This is a genomic window from Pseudonocardia sp. GCM10023141 (assembly GCF_042653605.1).
On record NZ_JBHSIR010000007.1, the window covers coordinates 77,018 to 95,158 of the forward strand.

The following is an 18,141-nucleotide window of genomic DNA, read 5'->3' on the forward strand; positions in this document are numbered from 1 at the left end:
CGCGTGGAGGAGCGCGACCGGCATCACGTCACGTTAACTTGTACGTCCGATACTAGGATGTCAAACTAAATCTCGTCGAGGCGCTGCGTGGCGCCGGGACGAGAGGACATCTGATGGTCGAGCAGGAGCTGCACGTCCCCACCCACCCCGTCCGGTTCGTGACGGCCGCGAGCCTGTTCGACGGCCACGACGCGGCGATCAACATCATGCGGCGGATCCTGCAGCGCCAGGGCGCCGAGGTCGTGCACCTCGGACACAACCGCTCGGTCGACGAGGTGGTGGCCGCCGCGATCCAGGAGGACGCCCAGGGCGTCGCGATCTCCTCCTACCAGGGCGGGCACGTCGAGTACTTCACCTACCTCGTGGAGCTGCTGCGCGAGCGCGGCGCCGGGCACGTCAAGGTCTACGGCGGTGGCGGCGGCGTGATCGTGCCGCGCGAGATCGAGCTGCTGCACTCGCGCGGGGTCTCGCGCATCTTCTCCCCGGAGGACGGCCAGAAGCTCGGCCTCCCGGGGATGATCAACCTGATGATCCGCGAGTGCGACGTCGACCTGACGGCCCAGCCGCCCGCATCGTTCGACGGCGTCTACGCCGGCGAGCAGGCAACGCTGGCCAGGGCACTCACGCTGGCCGAGACGGGCAACCTGCCGGCCGAGGTCCGCGACCACGTCCCGTCGCACGCCGTGCCCGTGCTGGGCATCACCGGCACCGGCGGCTCGGGCAAGTCCTCGCTCACCGACGAGCTCGTGCGCCGCTTCCGCCTCGACCAGGAGGACAAGCTCCGCATCGCCGTGCTGGCCGTCGACCCGACGCGGCGCAAGGGCGGCGGCGCGCTGCTCGGTGACCGGATCCGGATGAACTCGCTGGTCGGCGACACCGTCTTCTTCCGCTCCATGGCCACCCGCGGCATGGATGGCGGGCTCCCCGAGCACCTCGGCGACGCGATCGCCGTGCTCAAGGCCGCCGGGTTCGACCTGGTGATCGTCGAGACGCCCGGCATCGGCCAGGGCGACGCCGGCATCGTCCCGTTCGTCGACAGCTCGCTGTACGTGATGACGCCGGAGTTCGGTGCCGCGTCGCAGCTCGAGAAGATCGACATGCTGGACTTCGCCGACACCGTCGCGATCAACAAGTTCGAGCGCCGCGGCGCCGAGGACGCCCGCCGCGACGTCGGCCGCCAGCTGGTGCGCAACCGCGAGGCCTTCGGATCGACGTGGGAGGACATGCCGGTCTTCGGCACCAGCGCCGCCACCTTCAACGACGACGGTGTCACCGCGCTCTACCAGCACCTCGTCGAGACGCTGGGCAAGAGCGGGCTCACCCTCGGCGAAGGCCGGTTGGCACGCACCGACCGCAAGACGTCGTCCCCGCACGCCGCGGTGATCCCGACCAACCGCACGCGCTACCTCGCCGACATCGCCGCGACCGTCCGCGACTACCACGACGACACCGCTACGGCCGTCGACGCGGCGCGGACGCGCCAGCACCTGCGCACGGCGCGGGAGCTGGTGGGAGAAGCGGTCGACGAGGCGCTGCGCACCGCTGAGAAGGCGCTGCCGGCCGATGCCGCCGAGCTGCTCGACACCTGGCCGCAGGTGGTCGAGGACTACTCGGGCGACGAGCTGGTCGTCAAGATCCGCGACAAGGAGCTGCGCACGCAGCTGACCCGCGAGACGCTCTCGGGCAGCAAGGTGCACCGCGTCTCGCTACCGTCGTTCACCGAGGACGCGGACCTGCTGCGGTTCCTGCGCCGCGAGAACCTGCCGGGGAAGTTCCCGTTCACGGCCGGGGTGTTCCCGTTCAAGCGCGAGGGTGAGGACCCGGCGCGCATGTTCGCAGGCGAGGGTGACGCGTTCCGCACCAACAAGCGGTTCCAGTACCTCTCTGCCGACTCCGACGCCAAGCGGCTGTCCACGGCGTTCGACTCGGTCACGCTCTACGGACGCGACCCCGACACCCGTCCCGACGTCTACGGCAAGGTCGGCACGTCGGGCGTCTCGATCGCGACGCTCGAGGACATGAAGGTGCTCTACGGCGGCTTCGACCTCACGTCGCCGTCCACGTCGGTGTCGATGACGATCAACGGGCCGGCGCCGACGATCCTGGCCTACTACCTCAACACGGCGATCGACCAGACGCTGGAGCGCTTCCGCGAGGAGGAGGGCCGCGAGCCCGACGACGCGGAGCGCGAGGAGCTCACCGCGTTCGCGCTGGCGAACGTGCGCGGCACCGTGCAGGCCGACATCCTCAAGGAGGACCAGGGCCAGAACACGTGCATCTTCTCCACCGAGTTCTCGCTGCGGATGATGGCCGACATCCAGGAGTGGTTCATCCGCCACCGGGTGCGCAACTTCTACTCGGTCTCCATCTCGGGCTACCACATCGCCGAGGCCGGGGCGAACCCGATCAGCCAGCTCGCGTTCACGCTGTCCAACGGCTTCACCTACGTCGAGAGCTACCTCGCGCGCGGCATGGACATCGACGACTTCGCGCCGAACCTGTCGTTCTTCTTCTCCAACGGCATGGACGCCGAGTACTCGGTGATCGGGCGCGTCGCCCGGCGGATCTGGGCCGTCGCGATGCGGGAGCGCTACGGGGCGAACGAGCGGTCGCAGAAGCTGAAGTACCACGTGCAGACGTCCGGCCGGTCCCTGCACGCGCAGGAGATGAACTTCAACGACATCCGCACCACGCTGCAGGCGCTGTGCGCGCTCTACGACAACGCGAACTCGTTGCACACCAACGCCTACGACGAGGCGGTCACCACGCCCACCGAGGAGTCGGTGCGGCGCGCGATGGCGATCCAGCTGATCATCAACCGCGAGTGGGGCCTGTCGATGAACGAGAACCCGTTGCAGGGTTCGTTCGTGATCGACGAGCTCACCGACCTCGTCGAGAGGGCGGTGCTCGACGAGTTCGACCGCATCGCCGAGCGCGGCGGCGTGCTGGGTGCGATGGAGACCGGCTACCAGCGCGGCAAGATCCAGGACGAGTCGATGCTCTACGAGCACCGCAAGCACGACGGCTCGCTGCCGATCGTCGGCGTCAACACGTTCGTCGCGCCGGAGACCGACGCGTCACCCAAGGAGATCGAGCTCGCCCGTGCCACGGAGGAGGAGAAGCAGAGCCAGCTCGACCGGCTCGCCGATTTCCAGTCCCGGCACAAGGACGAGGCCCAGGCGGCGCTGCGGCGGCTGCAGGATGTCGCGACGGGTGAGGGCAACGTGTTCGACGAGCTGATGGCGGCGGCGCGGGTCTGCTCGCTGGGGCAGCTCACCGATGCGTTCTTCGAGGTGGGCGGGCAGTACCGGCGGAACATGTAGCTGTTGCGGCGTTGCAGGAAAGCCACTTTCCTGCAACGTCGTTGCGGGAAAGTGGCTTTCCTGCAACCCGGGTCACCGCTGCGCAGCGGCCTCCGCCAGGTCGTGCATGGCCCGCCCCGGGTAGCCGTGGCCGTCGCGCACGGCCTGCCCCCATGGGCGCAGGATCTCGAGCAGCGTCTCGAGGTCCTCGCCAAGCGCGGCGACGATCGGGTGGCACATCCGGTCGGTGGCAGCCTCCACTGCTTCCCGCTGGGCACGGCCGTCCTCGGTCAGCACCCCGTCGGCGACGAGGCCGCGGGCCTCGAGCCGTTCCAGCGCCGCGTCGAGCTGCGCGTCCGTCCACGCCCGGGTGCGGACGTAGGTGCGCATCCGCAGCCCCCAGAACAGCTCGGTGATCAGGCCGATCTCGGTGGCGTCGAAGCCGGCCGAGGTCCACGCGGCGATGTGGGCGTCGCCCCGGAACTCGCGGAGCATGTCCCCGAGGCGCCAGACGTCGCCGACGGTGTCGCCCGGCAGGCCGAGCGCGCGGAGCCCGGCGAAGAGCGGCTTGCCCTCCGGTCGCAGCGGCTCGACCGTGCGCGCCAGCAGATCCCGCGCCTCGTCGACACGGTCCGGGCGCTCGCCCAGCAGCCGGACGAGCTGCGCGGTGGCACCATGGGTGCGCGCCGCCTCGATCGTCGCCGCGTCGGTCAACGTCCAACCGTGCGCGAGGGCCGGGACCACCACCTCCGGGTTGAACACCCCGAAGACAGCGGCCACCACGGTGCCGGGAACCTGGCCCAGCACCGAACCGCGGCTGCAGAAGTAGGCGACCCCGTCCGGGTTCGCCACGCCCCGGCTCGATCCGGGGCTGGGCCCGAACCCGAGCTCCGCGTAGGCGGCGTGGCACTCCGGGGAGAAGTACACCTGGCCGATCACCGGTTCCAGCGCTCCGGCAAGTGCACGTGCTGGGTTCGTCATGCCACCGACGCTAGCTCAGCCCGGCGACCCCGCCAGGCAGAGGAACTTGCGGTTGGGGGTCGACTCCAGGCCGTTCGCCACCATGTTCCAGACGTTGGTGTCGTAGGCCTCGCCGATGTGGCCCACCGGGTCGAACGGGCAGAAGTCCTGCACGTACTGGTTGACGACGCCGGGCTCGCGGACGAAGGACGTCTCGGTCGGCGTCACGAGCTCGTCGAACTTCGACGTGATCACCGTGTAGTCGATCCCGGGCTGCGCGACCGGGCCGTCGTTGAGCGTGGCGACCGCTGAGCCGCCCGTGCCGAGCTGGCTGCAGGCCGGGCAGCCGAGGGTCTTGAGCGCCTTGTCGACGGTGTCGCGCTCGCTCTGCCCGAACACGTAGGCGAGGTTGTAGAGCCCGGCGAACGACGTGCCGTGCGTCGGCGGGGCGATCGCGACGACCTTGTCGATCTGGTCGGTGATGCCCTGGGTCTTGGAGACGTAGAGCGACTGGAAGGCACCCTCGGAGTGGCCGACGATGTCGACCTTCGCCGCGCCCGTCTGCTTGAGCACGGTCGTGATGGAGGCGGCGATCTGCGCAGCCGATTCCCCGATGTCGCGCAGCCCGCCGACCAGCGGGAATCCGTCGTACGCGCCGTAGGTGGACGCGAACGTGCAGTACCCGCGCGCCGCCAGCCACCCCTGCAGGACGTTGATGTCCTCGTAGTAGGTGGCGCCCAGGCCGTGCAGCAGCACGACCGGGTTCGGGTGCGCCGCGCTCGGACGGCACCCGGTGTTGTTGATGCCCCCTGCCGCCGGGACCGCCACGGCGGGTGCTGCGGAGGCCGACCCCACCCCGGCCACCACACATGCACCCGCCGCGACAACCACGGCCATCACCAACCGCGCAACGCGCATCCGCACCACCCGCATCTGGCCCTCTTCCTTGACGACCTGCTCCGATACCGGGTGGTATCGAGTACCGCTGAGTATCGAGATGTGCCGCGAGATGTCAAGATGGCAATCGATGACCGACATCCAGCAGCCGCCGGGTCGCACCCGACCCGCGCGCGCCGAAACCCGCCGCAAGGTACTCGACGCCGCGTTCACCGTGTTCGGCGAGCACGGTATCGCCGGCTCCTCGCTCTCCGAGGTGGCCGAGGCGGCCGGGTTGACCAAGGGCGCGGTCTACTCCAACTTCCGCGGCAAGGACGACCTCGTCCTCGCCCTGATGGAGGAGCACGCGATGCACCGGCTCTCCGGGGCGCTCGCGGAGCTCGCCGACCTGTCCGACGGCTCGGGCGACACCGACGTCGACAAGGCGCTGGCCGGCGCCGCCGCCGTCCTCGTGCGGGCCATGCACACCGACGCGGCGTGGCACCGGCTGCTCGCCGAGTACTTCGCGCTGTCGCACCGCGACCCCGACCGCCGCGAAGGGTTGCGAGTGCGGCGCCGGGAGGCGCGCGATGCGGTGGCCAGGGCACTCGTCCGGGTCACGGAGAGCGCCGGGCTGCGCCTGCCGCTGCCCGCGCCCGATCTCGCGGTGATCCTTTTCGCGCTGAGCAACGGCCTGGCGGTGGAGAGTGCGATCGACCCCGAGGCGGTGCCGGACGACCTGCTCGGCCGGGTGCTGGGGCTGCTGTTCCACGAGCGCGGGTAGCTGCGGGGTCCGCCCTCCGCCCTGTGGGCGGGAGTGTCGTGGGCGCGTGGGGCCCTGCACGCAATCGGCCACATGCTTCCATGAGGCTGCCCGAAACGCCGCCCAGCACCGCCCTCAGCGCGGGATCGGTATCCGCCGCAGCAGCAGCGCGAGCACCAGTGCCACCGCGCCCAGCACGCTGACGGCGATCACGACCCCGGTCCAGCCGCCGTGGTCGAACGCCACCCCGTCGACGGCGCCGATGACGCTGCTGCCCGCGTAGTAGGCGAACAGGTAGAGCGAGGACGCGAGCGCCGGGGATCCGCCTGCCAGCAGCGCCGAGCGGCGGCCCACCCAACTGCTGGCCACCGAGTGCGCGGCGAAGAACCCGATCGTCACGAGCAGCAGCCCGAGCAGCACCGTCGGCAGCAGGTCCGGCAGGGTCGTCCACACCCCGGCCAGCAGCACGAGTACCGCGGCCCACAGCACCTTCCGGCGCCCGAACCGGTCACCGAGGCGTCCGGCCACGGTGGACGACCACGATCCGGCGAGGTAGCAGAGGAAGATCAGTCCCACGATCGTCACCGGCAGCCCGAACGGCGCCGCGAGCAGCCGGAAGCCGAGGTAGTTGTAGATCGTCACGAACGCGCCCATGAGGACGAACGAGACGGCGAACAGGCACATCAGCCCCGGGTCACCCAGGTGCAGCAGCAGCGAGCCGCCGAGGTCGCGCAGCCGCATCCGCGGTGGCGCCGGGGTCACCGCGGGTGGCAGCAGCAGCCGGAACGCAACGGTCGCAGCCAGCGACAGCACCCCGATCACGCCCAGCGCCACCCGCCAGCCGGCGAGATCGGTGACGGCGCCCGCCACCAGCCGCCCCGACAGCCCACCCACCGTGTTGCCCGCGATGAGCAGCCCGAGCGCACCGCCGAGGAACCGTGGCGCGACCTCCCGCGTCACGTGGGCCATCGCGAGCGCCGGCAGCGCGGCGATCGCCACCCCCTGCAGCGCCCGGATCGCGACGAGCGCCCCGAACGTCGGAGCGAACGGTGCCGCCAGCCCGAGCACTGCCGAGACCGTCAACGACACCGTCATGACCCGGGTGCGCCCCCACGACTCGGCCACCACCGAGAGCGGAATGATCGCGAGCGCCAGCGCTCCCGTCGTGGCGGACAGCGCGAGGCTCGAGGTCGACGAGGAGACGCCGAACTCCGTGGCGAGCGCCGGTAGCAGCCCCTGCACGCAGTAGACCAGCACGAACGTCGCCATTCCCGCGCACCACATCGCCAGCCCGAGGCGGCGGTATCCCGGTGATCCGCGCTCGTGACCGAGTGCTGCGGGGGCAGTCGTTGTCATTGCCATCGACGTTAGGCCGAAGGGACTCATGCGTCCAATGCATGTTCAGATGGGACATGATGCACTTGTGGATGAGATCGACGTGCTCGTGCCGCGGTTGCGCCAGTTCGTCGCCGTGGCCCGCGCCGAGCACATGACCCATGCGGCCGCGGAGATCGATGTGCCGCAGTCGACGCTGAGCCGCAGCATCGCGCGGCTGGAGGCGGATCTCGGCGTGGTGCTGTTCGTGCGGGCCGGTCGCACCGTCGCGCTCACGCACGAGGGCCGGATCCTGCTGCGGCACGCCGAACGCGCGCTGGGCGAGCTCGCTGCCGGTGTCCGGGAGATCCGCGGCGAGGCCGACGAGCTGCATGGGCGGGTCGGGCTCGCGTTCCTGTCCACGCTGGGCACGGCGGTGGTGCCGCGCCTGCTGCGCGACTTCCGCGTCGAGCACCCCGGGATCCGGTTCGACCTGATGCAGGGCGCTCACGCGCTGCTGCTCGACCGGCTCCGCAGCGGCGCGGCCGACCTCGCGCTGACCGCACCCGTTCCCGACGGGCCGGGCTTCGACGGCGAGCCCCTTCAGGAGGAGGAGATCCGGCTGATCGTGCCCGTCGGCCATCCCCTCGCGCAGCGGACCGGCGGCGTGGCACTCGCCGAGGTCGCCCGCGAGCAGTTCGTCGGCTTCCTGCCCGGCAACGGGATGCGCCGCACCGTCGAGGGGTGGTGTCGCCAGTCCGGGTTCGTGCCGCGGCTGGCCTTCGAGAGCGCCGACGTCGAGACGTTGCGTGGGCTCGTCGGCGCCGGACTGGGCGTGGCGCTGCTGCCGGTGGCGCACCACCCGCACGGGCACGGCATCGTCGAGTTGCCGGTGACGGCGCCGCGCACGACCCGCACGATCGGGCTGGTCTGGGTGCGGGACCGCGAGCTCAGGCCGCCGGTCCGGGCTCTGCGCGACTTCGTGCGCCGGGCCCGCCTGCTGCCGTGACCAGCGCCGGGGCCCGCAGCTCGGTGAACTCCGTGCGCATGCGCAGGACGAACCCGATGTGCTCGTAGAGCCGGATCGCCGTGGTGTTGGCCGCGCCGGTGTGCAGGAACGGGACGTCACCGCGCTCCCGGATCACCGCGCCGACGGCCCGCACGAGCCGGGTGGCCAGGCCCTGCCCGCGCACCGACGCGTCGGTGCAGACGGCACTGATCTCCGACCAGCCCGGCGGCCGCACCCGCTCCCCCGCCATCGCGACGAGCCGCCCGTCGCGGCGGATCCCGAGGTAGGTGCCGAGGAGGTGGGTGCCGGTGCGGAACGGGCCGGGCTGAGTGCGCTCGACCAGGTCCATCATCTCGGGAACGTCGTCGACGCCGAGCACGACGGCCTCCGGGTCGGGTTCCACCCGCAGCCCGGTTCCGTCGAACTGGACGCCGTCCACCAGTGCGGTGACCTCCCAGCCGGTCGGCGCGACGCGTCGCGGACCGCTGATCACGGTGGTGCGGCCGGGTCCGGTCAGCTCGGCGAGGTCGGCCCAGTCGGCCGCGGTCGGGGTGAGCGGCAGGGCGGAGAACCCCGCCACATCCGGCCGGTAGCGGGTGGCGTTGCCGATCCGCTCGGCGAGGTGGGACTGCGGACCGGTCATCGCCGTCCACGCGGAGTTGTCCAGGAGATCATCGACCACGCTTGCACTCAACCACGCAGGCGGCCCGCTGCTTCCGGATTTAGAGTGATCCTCGTGGTGATCGACGACGAGGGCCGGACCGTTCCCGTACCGGCCGAGGTGCGCCGGGTGGTGTCGATCGTGCCGTCGCTCACCGAAGCGGTGGCCGCGACGGCACCGGGCCTGCTCGTCGGTGCCACCGACTGGTGCACCCACCCCGCGGAACTGGACGTGCCACGGATCCGCGGCACCAAGAACCCCGACGTCGAGGCGATCATCGCGCTGGCCCCCGATCTTGTGGTGGCCAACCAGGAGGAGAACCGGCTGCCGGACCTCGACGCGCTCCGGGCGGCCGGGGTCGCCGTCTACGTCACCGACATCCGCACGCTCGACGGCGCGATCGCCTCGCTCGGCCGGATGCTCGCCGCCTGCGGGCTGGCGCGTCCGGGCTGGCTGGACGCGGCCGAGCGCGCGTGGGCGGCGGTCCCGGAACCGGTGCAGCGCCGGCGGGCGGTGATCCCGATCTGGCGCCGCCCGTGGATGGCGGTGGGCAGCGACACGTTCACCGGGGCGCTGCTCGCGCGCGTGGGCGTCGACAACGTGCTCGCCGCCGACCCCGAGCGCTACCCGAAGTTCGATCCGGTCGCACTGGCACCCCACGACCTGGTCGTGCTGCCCGACGAGCCCTATCTCTTCACGGCCAGCGACGGCCCGGAGGCGTTCCCCGACGTCCGGGCCGCGCTGGTGAGCGGGCGGCTGCTGACCTGGTACGGGCCGAGCCTGGTGGATGCCGCGCGGGAGCTGCCCGCTGCGCTGCGCTGAGCCGGCCCCAGCTGCAGGCGCAGGCACAGCCGCAACCGGTCGATCGTGCCGCTCCTCTGGACCGACACTGCCGTCCGGACCGATGTCAGCCCGCCTCAGCCCGCCGGCGGCCCGGTCGTCTCCCGCAGGACGAGCTCGGTCGGCAGCACCCGCTCGGGGGCCGCGTCTGCCCAACCGAACATCGAGAACAGCTGCGCGACGGCCACCCGCCCGGTCTCGATGGTGGGCAGCGCGATCGTGCTCAGCGCCGGGTGTGTCATCGCCGACATCGGGATGTCATCACAACCCAGCACGCTGATCCGCGCGGGCACCGCGACGCCGCGTGCGGCGAAGGCCCGCAGCAGTCCCAGCGCGATGAGGTCGTTGTAGGCCACCACGGCCGTGGCGCCACTGGCGAGCGCGCTGTCGGCGGCGGCCGTTCCGCCGTCGAACTGCGGTGCGAAGTGGCCCAGGTGTGCGACGTCGACCCACCCGCGGCGGCGGCCGTGCGCAGGCCGCGCTCGCGGTCGGCGTCCGACCAGGAACGTGCCGGGCCCGCGGCGTACGCGATGCGCCGGTGACCGGCCGCCACCAGGTGCTCGACGCCGCGGCGCACGCCGTCGGCGGCGTCGACGGTGACCGACGGACTGCCGGGCTCGCGCCGGTTGATCAGCACGAGCGGTGTCTCGGTTCCGACCGCGGCCAACACCTCGGCCGCGGAGCGGGGGGAGCACAGCACGATCCCGTCCACCTGCTTGGCCAGCGCGCGCAGCAGGACGGGATCGGTGTCGGCGTCCTCCTCGGTGTCGGCGATGACACGGAGTGGTCCTCCGCGCGCGCCGCGGCCTGCACGCCCTTGGCGGCGGCGGCGAAGAAGGGGTTGGCCAGGTCGGGGACGATCAGCCCGATGTTGCCGGTGCGACCGGTGATCAGCCCGCGGGCGGCGCGGTTGGGTTCGTAGCCGAGCTCACGCACCACCGTCTCGACGCGCTCGCGCGTCTGCGGGTGCACGAGCTCCGGCATCGAGAGCGCTCGCGACACCGTGGCCGGTGACACCCCGGCCGCGTGCGCGACGTCCTTGATCGTGACGACAACGATGGGTGAGTCTGAACCCGTTTGCGGTCGCCGTCAAACGCTTCGATGATCGGTCGCCGCCCGAGTGAGGAGCCCCATGTCCTTCGTCATGACCTCGCAGGAGCGCGAAGCGTTCCTCAGCGACGTCCACGTCGGCGTACTGGCCGTCGAGCGCGCCGGGCGGGCACCGCTGGCCGTGCCGGTCTGGTACGACCACGAACCCGGCGGCGAGGTGCTGATCTGGATCCGGCGCGACACGGCCAAGGACGTGGCGCTGCGCGCAGCGCGCCGATTCAGCCTGGTGGCCCAGTCCGAGGAGGTGCCCTACCGCTACGTCACGGCGGAGGGCCCGGTGGTCGCCGACGACATCCCGCCCACCCACGAGCAGGCAGGCGCTGCGGATCGCCGGGCGCTACCTGCCGGCCGACCAGGCCCGCGCCTACGTGGACGGGTCGCTCGACCAGGGGTCGGTGCTGGTGCGCATGCGACCCGAGAAGTGGCTGAGCAACGACCAGAGCAGGACCTGACACGCTGACGCCATGCTGTTGTTGGTCCTCGACCTGATCGGGGTGGCCGTCTTCGCCGCGTCGGGCGCGCTCGCCGCCGTGCACGCCCGGCTGGACGTGTTCGGCGTCGTGGTGCTCGCCGGGATCACGGCGCTCGGCGGCGGCATCGTGCGCGACCTGCTGCTCGGGCTCACCCCGCCCAGCTCGCTGCGGCAGTGGCCCTACCTGATCGTGCCGGCCGTCGTGGCGCTGCTGGTGTTCCGCTGGCACCCGACCGTCGCGCGGCTGCGGCGCGCGGTCCAGCTCGCCGACGCGCTCGGGCTGGCCTTGTTCGTGACCACCGGCACCGCCACCGCACTGCGGGTGGGCGCTCCCGCCGCCACGGCCGGGCTGGTCGGCGTGATCACCGGCGTGGGCGGGGGCGTCGTGCGGGACGTGCTCCTGACCGAGATCCCCACCGTGCTGCGCCGCGAGATCTACGCGCTCGCCGCGGCGCTGGGGGCGGCGGTCGTGGTGACGGGCGACGCGCTGGGCCTGCCGGCCACCCCCGTCGCGCTCGGCGCGGCGGCGCTGGTGGCCACCGTCCGGCTGCTGGCGCTGTGGCGGCACTGGAACGCGCCGGTGGCGGGCCCGTCGCCGGGGTGAGCCGGCGCCCCCTCCGCATGTCAGGAAGGACGCCCTGCTGACGTTGAACGTCAGCAGGGACGCACTCCTGACATGCCGGGCGCCGACACCGGAGACGCCTCAGGCCGCCGCCGCCACCAGCGCCGCATGTGCCTGCCCGGTGGCCGCCGCCAGCTCGTGGGCCTGCGTCCGCGACACCTCCGCCAGCGGCTGCAGCTCGGCCATGGCCGGCACGATCGCCGCCAGCGTCAGCTCCGCCGCCACCACCGTGACGTCGGCCCCGAGCACGTCGGCGAAGATCCGGTGCAGGTACGGCGTGGCGTGGTCCCAGCCCTCCCGCGGCGTCCCCTCGCCGTAGCCGCCACCGCGGGCCATGACGATCGTGACGGGACGGCCGCTGAGCGGCTGCGTGCCCGGCGCGAGCCGCGGGTCGATGATGAGCAGGTCGATGTAGCTCTTCAGGAGCTGGTTGATCCCGAAGTTGTAGAGCGGCGTCGCGATCACGATCGCGTCGGCCGCGAGCAGCTCATCGGCCAGCGTCGCGGCCAGCGCGAAGCCCTGCTCCTGCTCCGGCGTCCGCTCACCGCCGCCGTAGGTGGCCGCGGCGACCCACGCCGCGGCCGGGATCGGCTCCGCCGCGAGGTCTCGACGCACGACCTTGCCGACCGGGTGGTGCTGCACCCATGCCTGCTCCAGGGTGTCGGCGACCTCGCGGCTCACCGATCCCTGCCGGCGGATGCTGCTGTCGATACGGAAGAGGGTCACGGAATTCTCCAAGCTGGTCGACGTGCGTTCCAGACGATGTTCTGCCAAACAGACGATCGTGTCAACAGACCATAGATGCTTCCGCATTCCGGGTACGATGGGACGATGACCACACCGCCCACCGTCGATGCCGATCTCGGCTGGACGCTGGGCACGGTGATGCGCTCGTACATGAAGCTGTCGGAGCACGCGTTGGCCGGCGTCCCCGGCGGTCCGCGCAGCTACCTGGTGCTCACCGCCGCCGCCAACGGCGAGCTGGGCAGCCAGCTGGCCATCGCCCAGCACCTCAACATCGACCGCACGGTGATGACCTACCTCCTCGACGACCTCGAGAACGAGGGCCTGGTCGAACGCAAGCCCGATCCCGCCGATCGCCGGGCCCGGCGGGTGCTGCTCACCGACGCCGGTCGAGAGCTGCTCTGCACGCTGGAGCGCCGGTTGCGCCAGGCGGAGGAGGCGCTGCTCGGCCCGCTCGACGGCGGCGAACGGGAGGTGCTGCGGTCGCTGCTGCGCCGCATCGCCACCGACGACGGCGGCCACCGCGGCAGTGCGTGCGACGTCGCCGAGCGGATCGTTGCCGAGGACGCGGTCGCCGCGGTACCGACGAGCAGGCGTCGGCGCAGCTGATCGGGCCGCGCGGGGATCAGCCGGCGAGCGTGGCCGCGCGCCCTTCGAGGTAGCGGCGTTCCGGCAGGCTCGAGGTGCGGCGGGCAGCCTCCCGGAACGCCTCGCGCGCGGCGTCCTTGTCGCCGGCCAGCTCCAGCAGGTGCCCCCGCACGGCGTGCAGGCGGTGGTGCTGGGCCGTGCGGTCGTCGGCGGCGAGCGGTTCCAGCAGCGCGAGCCCGGATCGCGGTCCCTCCACCTTTGCCACGGCGACGGCGCGGTTGAGGGTGACCACGGGGTTGGGCGCCAGCACGTCGAGCATCCGGTAGAGCTCGACCACCTGCGCCCAGTCGGTGTCCGCGTCGCAGGCGGCCTCGGCGTGCACGGCCGCGATCGCGGCCTGCAGCTGGTAGGGCCCGAGCGGAGCGGCGGCGAGCGCCGCGCTGATCAGTGCCACGCCCTCGGCGATGAGTGCAGCGTCCCAGCGTGTGCGGTCCTGCTCGGCCAGCGGCACCAGCGCGCCGTCGGCGGTGGTGCGGGCACCCCGACGCGCGTCGGTGAGCAGCATGAGCGCCAGCAGGCCTGCGACTTCACCGTCGCCCGGCAGTGCGTGGTGCACGGCGCGTGTCAGCCGGATAGCCTCGCCGGCCAGCTCCGGGCGGTGCAGGTCAGCGCCCGAGGTGGCCGTGTAGCCCTCGTTGAAGATCAGGTAAAGCACCTGGAGGACCACCCGCAGCCGCTCGGCCCGCTCGGCGCCCTCGGGCATCACGAACGCGGCGCCCGCCGTCTTGACCTGCTTCTTCGCCCGACTGATGCGCTGGGCGAGGGTGGCCTCCGGCACGAGGAACGCCTGCGCGATCTCAGCTGTGGTGAGGCCGCCGACGGCGCGCAGTGTCAGTGCGAGCTGCGAGGGCGGCGACAGCACCGGGTGGCAGCACAGGAACAGCAGCGTGAGGCTGTCGTCCTGGTCGCCGGGCTGCTCGTCGGGGGCCGCGGACACCGGCTCCGGGTCCATCACCGCGAGTGCTTCCTCGCGGCGGCGGCGGGCGCTCTCGCTGCGCCACTCGTCGGTGAGCCGCCGAGCGGCGACGGTGATCAGCCAGCCGCGCGGGTTGCCGGGCACGCCCTCGTCGCGCCACTGGACGGACGCAGCGAGCAGCGCCTCCTGTACGGCGTCCTCGGCGGCGTCGAACTGGCCGTGCCGACGGACGAGCACGCCGAGGACCTGCGGCGCGAGCTCGCGCAGCAGGTCCTCGATGCGGCGGTCAGCCAACTCGGCCCACAGGTGTCACGTGCCGTCCGGCCCCGCGGAGAACACGACCTCGCGAACCTCGACGCCGAGTCCCTCGATCGCCGCATCCGGGATCATCGCGGCCAGCTCGCGGGCCCGCTCGGCACTCGTGCACTCGACGAAGTAGAAGCCGCCGACGTACTCCTTGGCCTCCAGGTAGGGACCATCGGTGATCACCGGCACGCCGTCGCGCACCCGCACGACCGCGCTGGCGGCGGGGTCGGCCAGCGCCTGGGTGCTGATCAGCTCACCGGACTTGGTGATGGTGTCGATGAACCCGCCGTGCCCCTCCATGATCGCGTTGCGCTGGGTCTCGGTGAGCGCGTCCAGGACGGCCGGGTTGATGTTCATGATCAGCAGGTACTTCACGGCAGGTCACTCCTCGGCATCGCGGCGGCCCCGGGAGGGCTGCTCACCGCTGTGGTCGGTGCCGCGTCGGCGTTCTCGACATGCAACCTACTGGGAGTTCCGCCGACCGCGGCAACCCCCTTCGGGGCTCACGGTCCGGCGTTGACGTCGTAGGTCGCGATACCGAGCGCCCGCCACGCTGCGAGCAGGCGCCGATCTCCGGCCGCCGCCACCAGGTCGTCGTCGGACAGCTGCGCTGCTGCCGCACAGTGGACGGAGTCATATCCGCGAAGAGCCTGCCGGTCCGCCACGTCGGCAGCGAGCACGGCGACCTGATGATCGATCTCGATCACCTCGATCTCCGTCCAGAGCTCGTCGAGCCGGCTGCGAGCCAGGCGATGTGCGCGCTCATCGAGTCTCGCCATCCGATGCGCCTGAGCGAGCGCAGCTGCCGCCTCCACATACAGGAGCCGGCACGACACCACAGCGTCGGCGTCGTCCCAGAACCGACGGCATGCTGCACTTCCGGACTCCGCGACGAGCAAGGGAACGAACGCGGACGTGTCGAGGTAGCCGATCAACGGCGCTGATCGTCGATCAGGTCGGAGACAGTACCGGCGATAGCAACGGGTTCGGGAGCGGGCCGCTTCCGACGTGAGGCCGGCTGGATTCGCCCCTCTGCCCGCAGGCGCTCGAGCCTCGTGGGCTCGCCCACCGGCACGATCCGGGCGATGGGCTTGCCATGATCGGTCACGGTGACGGTGCGGCCGTCCTTGACGGCATCGAGATAGCGACTCAGGCCGTCCCGGAGTTCGCGGATGCCGATGTCCATCGCAACCTCCAGTGGCGATTTCACGATACCGAATTATAGCCATATTACTCGGCTCGGCGGGCTGGTCAGCGCACCCCCAGCTCCAGCTCCGCCACGATCTGTCGCTGCACCGAGGCCACGGCCCGGAACGCCTCCCGCAGCGACGCCCTGGTGACAGCCGACAGGTCGCGGGGGCGGACCAGGTCGTCGGGCTCCTCCCCCGCGCGCAGCTGCTCCACCTGGTGCGCCAGCCGCAGCTCCAGCACCAGGTGGAAGGCCTCCTCCAGGGTCGCGGCAGCGGCCGCGGCGAGCGTGCCCGCCGCCGCGGCGGCCCGCAGCCGGGCCGGGGTGGACGCGCTGGTGACACCCGCCGACATGCCTGCCCAGCGCGCGAGGTCGACGATCGGCACGAGGCCGCCGCGCTTGAGGTCGAGCCGCCCGCGGTGGCGCCCCGACGGCAGCACGACGAAGTCGCGTAGGAAGCCCGTCGGCGGCTTGTGCGCGAGCGCGTAGCGACCCAGCAGCCGCAGCAGATCGGGGTGGCGGCGGGCGTCCTTGAAGACGTCGGGCACCACCGGATCCGCGCGCACGCCCCAGACCGGGCGGGCGTCGACGATCAGCGAGACGAGGATCGGCGCCTTCTCCTGCGTCGGGTCGGCCAGCCAGCTGCGCGCCGCGGCGGCCCACGCCTCGTAGGAGCGCGCGAACAGCCTGTTGGTGGCGACGGCACCGTTGGCGTCGGCGCGGAAACCGGCCGCGGCGAGCCCGGTCAGCACGCGGTCGGCCAGCGCGTGCGCGTGCTCGGCGGCCGCGGTGTCGTTCGCGGGCCCCACCCAGACCAGCGCGCTGTCCACATCGGAGGACGGCACCGGCTCGCGGCGGGCGAGGCTGCCCAGCGCGAGCCACGTCAGCGGGCGCGGTGGCGGACCCAGCTCGTCGATCGCCAGCTGGACGAGCCGCCGCGTGAGCGCGTCCACCACGACCGCGGTGATGCCGGCGACGTCGGCCGCGGCGACCTTGGCATCGTGCAGCGCGATCACGGTCGGTGGCAGGCCGCCCGCGGCCTCGACGAGCTCGGCGACCGAGCGGGCCCGCGTGATCGCCGCCCGCAGCCCGACGCTGCTGCGGGTGGTGGCCGCGACGACGTCGACGTCCTCGAGCACGCCGAGCAGCACCCCGGTGGCGTCGAGCACCGGCGCATGCCGGATGCCGCGGTCGAGCATGTCGAGCAGCACCTCGCGCCCCAGCCGGTCACCGGCGGCCGTCCAGGCCGGTGCGGTCATCGCGGCGCTCACCGGGCTCGCGGTGTCGGTGCCCCCGGCGATGACGGCGCGCAGGTCGCGGTCGGTGAGGATACCCAGCCGACCGGCGGGCAGCCGCACGATCACCGAGGTGGCACCGCATGCGGTCATGCGCTGCGCCGCCTCCCGGATGGTGGTGTCGGGTTCTGCGGTGCACAACGGCGCCCGCAGCAGCTCGCGCACCGGGCGCTGGGCGAAGTCCGGGCCGGCGTCGGGCATGACGGGCGCGAGCAACGTCGGGGCCAGCAGCGACCGCGCCACGTAGCGCAGGCCGTCCGGGCGGGCCAGCAGCGACCGCACGGTCTCCGACGGCAACCGCAGGCACGTCGTGGCGTCCCGCGCGATCGCCGCGAACTCCAACGGCAGGCCGGCCAGCATCGAGGCGTGCCCGAACAGCTCGCCGGGGCCCAGCAGCTCCAGCACCCGGCCGGCGTGGACGATGTCCACGGCGCCGCTGCGGATCACGCGGACGTGGGCGGGCGGGCCGTCGCCCAACGCGATGATGGTGGCACCGGCCGGGAACCGCTCCACCTCGGCCGCGGTCGCGAGCCCGCGCAGCTCCTCGTCGTCGAGCCCGTCGAACGGCGGGTGCGCTCGCAGGAACTCGGCTACGTCGGGCACCGGCGCATCCTCTACGAGTTCGATGCTGCAGCGGCTTCCTGGGCCCGCCACATCGTCAGCACGACGACGAGCGCGAACACCTGCACCGCCAGGTCCAGGCCGGGCAGGTCGGCCTCGGCGTCGCCGCGCCAGGCGTTGACCTTGCGCACGGTGCCGACCGCCGCACCGTTCTCCATCAGCACCTGGTCACCGCTCCAGACCGAGCCGCGGGCGAACTCGTAGGTGCGACCCCCAGCGGTGATCGTCCACCGCGAGCGGCCGACCCGCTCGGCGCTGGCCACCTGCTTGCCCTGCGCGTCGGACATGCCGTACTTGCTGCCCAGGAAGCTGGCCGCCACGTCGTAGTGCCCGCTGCCGAGGGTGAAGCTGCCGCCCGATCGCCACATCCGGTTGGTCCAGGTGGCGATCGGGCGCCCGTCGGCGGTGATCTCGTAGTCGCCCTTGAGGGCACCGATCCGGCGTGCGTGCAGCATGGATCCAGCCAATCACGTTGCAGCCCACCATGTCAGCG

General features: G+C 72.2%; 20 protein-coding genes and 1 pseudogene. 7 read left to right on the forward strand and 14 right to left on the reverse strand.

Annotated elements, in window-relative coordinates:
• Positions 1–113 precede the first annotated feature (113 nt).
• A complete protein-coding gene (icmF, locus tag ACFPFQ_RS03045; RefSeq protein WP_379614488.1) occupies positions 114–3,323 on the forward strand; it encodes a fused isobutyryl-CoA mutase/GTPase IcmF in 3,210 nt (1,069 codons plus the stop codon).
• Between the two features lie 72 nt (positions 3,324–3,395).
• On the opposite strand, the gene ACFPFQ_RS03050 is transcribed toward icmF, so the two are convergent.
• Positions 3,396–4,283 carry an SCO6745 family protein gene (locus ACFPFQ_RS03050; protein ID WP_379614490.1) on the reverse strand — a complete coding sequence of 296 codons (888 nt, stop codon included), beginning with the start codon at positions 4,281–4,283 and terminating at the stop codon, positions 3,396–3,398.
• Positions 4,284–4,298: 15 nt separating this feature from the next.
• A complete protein-coding gene (locus ACFPFQ_RS03055; RefSeq protein WP_379614492.1) occupies positions 4,299–5,300 on the reverse strand; it encodes an esterase/lipase family protein in 1,002 nt (333 codons plus the stop codon).
• Between ACFPFQ_RS03055 and ACFPFQ_RS03060 the strand changes: the two genes are divergently transcribed.
• Positions 5,290–5,922 (forward strand): TetR/AcrR family transcriptional regulator, encoded by a 633-nt coding sequence (locus ACFPFQ_RS03060; RefSeq protein ID WP_379614494.1) that lies wholly within the window; start codon positions 5,290–5,292, stop codon positions 5,920–5,922. The two genes, ACFPFQ_RS03055 and ACFPFQ_RS03060, sit on opposite strands and share 11 nt — an antisense overlap.
• Positions 5,923–6,036: 114 nt before the next feature.
• Here the strand turns inward: ACFPFQ_RS03060 and ACFPFQ_RS03065 are convergent, their stop codons facing one another.
• Positions 6,037–7,257, reverse strand: a complete 1,221-nt coding sequence (locus ACFPFQ_RS03065; protein ID WP_379614495.1) for an MFS transporter — start codon at positions 7,255–7,257, stop codon at positions 6,037–6,039.
• Between the two features lie 67 nt (positions 7,258–7,324).
• On the opposite strand from ACFPFQ_RS03065, the gene ACFPFQ_RS03070 reads away from it, so the two are divergent.
• A complete protein-coding gene (locus tag ACFPFQ_RS03070; RefSeq protein WP_379614497.1) occupies positions 7,325–8,224 on the forward strand; it encodes a LysR family transcriptional regulator in 900 nt (299 codons plus the stop codon).
• On the opposite strand, the gene ACFPFQ_RS03075 is transcribed toward ACFPFQ_RS03070, so the two are convergent.
• Entirely contained in the window at positions 8,166–8,906 is a 741-nt protein-coding gene (locus ACFPFQ_RS03075; RefSeq protein WP_379614499.1) for a GNAT family N-acetyltransferase, read from the reverse strand. The two genes, ACFPFQ_RS03070 and ACFPFQ_RS03075, sit on opposite strands and share 59 nt — an antisense overlap.
• A gap of 54 nt (positions 8,907–8,960) precedes the next feature.
• Between ACFPFQ_RS03075 and ACFPFQ_RS03080 the strand changes: the two genes are divergently transcribed.
• A complete protein-coding gene (locus ACFPFQ_RS03080; RefSeq protein ID WP_379614501.1) occupies positions 8,961–9,707 on the forward strand; it encodes a helical backbone metal receptor in 747 nt (248 codons plus the stop codon).
• A 95-nt stretch (positions 9,708–9,802) separates the two neighbouring features.
• Here ACFPFQ_RS03080 and ACFPFQ_RS03085 read toward each other — a convergent pair whose 3' ends face one another.
• The 3 genes and pseudogenes from ACFPFQ_RS03085 to ACFPFQ_RS03095 all read right to left on the reverse strand — a co-directional run bounded on the left by ACFPFQ_RS03085 (position 9,803) and on the right by ACFPFQ_RS03095 (position 10,742).
• Positions 9,803–10,228 carry a substrate-binding domain-containing protein gene (locus tag ACFPFQ_RS03085; protein WP_379614642.1) on the reverse strand — a complete coding sequence of 142 codons (426 nt, stop codon included), beginning with the start codon at positions 10,226–10,228 and terminating at the stop codon, positions 9,803–9,805.
• Between the two features lie 2 nt (positions 10,229–10,230).
• Positions 10,231–10,437, reverse strand: a pseudogene (locus ACFPFQ_RS03090) (LacI family transcriptional regulator); the annotation flags it as partial.
• Positions 10,356–10,742, reverse strand: a complete 387-nt coding sequence (locus tag ACFPFQ_RS03095; protein ID WP_379614503.1) for a LacI family DNA-binding transcriptional regulator — start codon at positions 10,740–10,742, stop codon at positions 10,356–10,358. The gene ACFPFQ_RS03095 and the pseudogene ACFPFQ_RS03090, both read right to left, overlap by 82 nt.
• Positions 10,743–10,857: 115 nt before the next feature.
• Here ACFPFQ_RS03095 and ACFPFQ_RS03100 point away from each other — a divergent pair, with 115 nt between their 5' ends.
• A complete protein-coding gene (locus tag ACFPFQ_RS03100; protein ID WP_379614505.1) occupies positions 10,858–11,295 on the forward strand; it encodes a pyridoxamine 5'-phosphate oxidase family protein in 438 nt (145 codons plus the stop codon).
• Positions 11,296–11,299: 4 nt separating this feature from the next.
• Positions 11,300–11,911, forward strand: a complete 612-nt coding sequence (locus ACFPFQ_RS03105) for a trimeric intracellular cation channel family protein (protein WP_379614506.1) — start codon at positions 11,300–11,302, stop codon at positions 11,909–11,911.
• A gap of 99 nt (positions 11,912–12,010) precedes the next feature.
• On the opposite strand, the gene ACFPFQ_RS03110 is transcribed toward ACFPFQ_RS03105, so the two are convergent.
• Positions 12,011–12,655: an FMN-dependent NADH-azoreductase gene (locus ACFPFQ_RS03110; RefSeq protein WP_379614508.1), complete on the reverse strand. Its 645-nt coding sequence runs from the start codon at positions 12,653–12,655 to the stop codon at positions 12,011–12,013.
• A gap of 105 nt (positions 12,656–12,760) precedes the next feature.
• Between ACFPFQ_RS03110 and ACFPFQ_RS03115 the strand changes: the two genes are divergently transcribed.
• A complete protein-coding gene (locus ACFPFQ_RS03115; RefSeq protein ID WP_379614510.1) occupies positions 12,761–13,282 on the forward strand; it encodes a MarR family winged helix-turn-helix transcriptional regulator in 522 nt (173 codons plus the stop codon).
• A gap of 16 nt (positions 13,283–13,298) precedes the next feature.
• On the opposite strand, the gene ACFPFQ_RS03120 is transcribed toward ACFPFQ_RS03115, so the two are convergent.
• The 6 genes from ACFPFQ_RS03120 to ACFPFQ_RS03145 all read right to left on the reverse strand — a co-directional run bounded on the left by ACFPFQ_RS03120 (position 13,299) and on the right by ACFPFQ_RS03145 (position 18,103).
• Positions 13,299–14,531, reverse strand: a complete 1,233-nt coding sequence (locus ACFPFQ_RS03120; protein ID WP_379614512.1) for an RNA polymerase sigma factor — start codon at positions 14,529–14,531, stop codon at positions 13,299–13,301.
• Between the two features lie 15 nt (positions 14,532–14,546).
• Entirely contained in the window at positions 14,547–14,918 is a 372-nt protein-coding gene (locus tag ACFPFQ_RS03125) for a YciI family protein (RefSeq protein WP_379614514.1), read from the reverse strand.
• 128 nt (positions 14,919–15,046) lie between these two features.
• Positions 15,047–15,478, reverse strand: coding sequence for a type II toxin-antitoxin system VapC family toxin (locus tag ACFPFQ_RS03130; protein ID WP_379614516.1), 432 nt, complete (start codon positions 15,476–15,478; stop codon positions 15,047–15,049).
• Entirely contained in the window at positions 15,475–15,753 is a 279-nt protein-coding gene (locus ACFPFQ_RS03135; protein WP_379614518.1) for a type II toxin-antitoxin system Phd/YefM family antitoxin, read from the reverse strand. The genes ACFPFQ_RS03130 and ACFPFQ_RS03135 overlap by 4 nt, the downstream gene beginning before the upstream one ends.
• Before the next feature lie 41 nt (positions 15,754–15,794).
• The gene (locus ACFPFQ_RS03140; RefSeq protein ID WP_379614520.1) at positions 15,795–17,630 is read right to left on the reverse strand and encodes a putative nucleotidyltransferase substrate binding domain-containing protein; all 1,836 of its coding nucleotides are present in this window, start codon (positions 17,628–17,630) and stop codon (positions 15,795–15,797) included.
• A gap of 11 nt (positions 17,631–17,641) precedes the next feature.
• Positions 17,642–18,103, reverse strand: coding sequence for a hypothetical protein (locus ACFPFQ_RS03145; protein WP_379614522.1), 462 nt, complete (start codon positions 18,101–18,103; stop codon positions 17,642–17,644).
• Positions 18,104–18,141 lie beyond the last annotated feature (38 nt).

Coding starts and splice junctions, on each gene's coding strand:
- ACFPFQ_RS03100 (WP_379614505.1), top strand. CDS start 10,858: ATGTCCTTCGTCATGACCTCGCAGGAGCGCGAAGCGTTCCTCAGCGAC.
- ACFPFQ_RS03050 (WP_379614490.1), bottom strand. CDS start 4,283: ATGACGAACCCAGCACGTGCACTTGCCGGAGCGCTGGAACCGGTGATC.
- ACFPFQ_RS03115 (WP_379614510.1), top strand. CDS start 12,761: ATGACCACACCGCCCACCGTCGATGCCGATCTCGGCTGGACGCTGGGC.
- ACFPFQ_RS03145 (WP_379614522.1), bottom strand. CDS start 18,103: ATGCTGCACGCACGCCGGATCGGTGCCCTCAAGGGCGACTACGAGATC.
- icmF (WP_379614488.1), top strand. CDS start 114: ATGGTCGAGCAGGAGCTGCACGTCCCCACCCACCCCGTCCGGTTCGTG.
- ACFPFQ_RS03065 (WP_379614495.1), bottom strand. CDS start 7,257: ATGACAACGACTGCCCCCGCAGCACTCGGTCACGAGCGCGGATCACCG.
- ACFPFQ_RS03105 (WP_379614506.1), top strand. CDS start 11,300: ATGCTGTTGTTGGTCCTCGACCTGATCGGGGTGGCCGTCTTCGCCGCG.
- ACFPFQ_RS03055 (WP_379614492.1), bottom strand. CDS start 5,300: ATGTCGGTCATCGATTGCCATCTTGACATCTCGCGGCACATCTCGATA.
- ACFPFQ_RS03060 (WP_379614494.1), top strand. CDS start 5,290: ATGACCGACATCCAGCAGCCGCCGGGTCGCACCCGACCCGCGCGCGCC.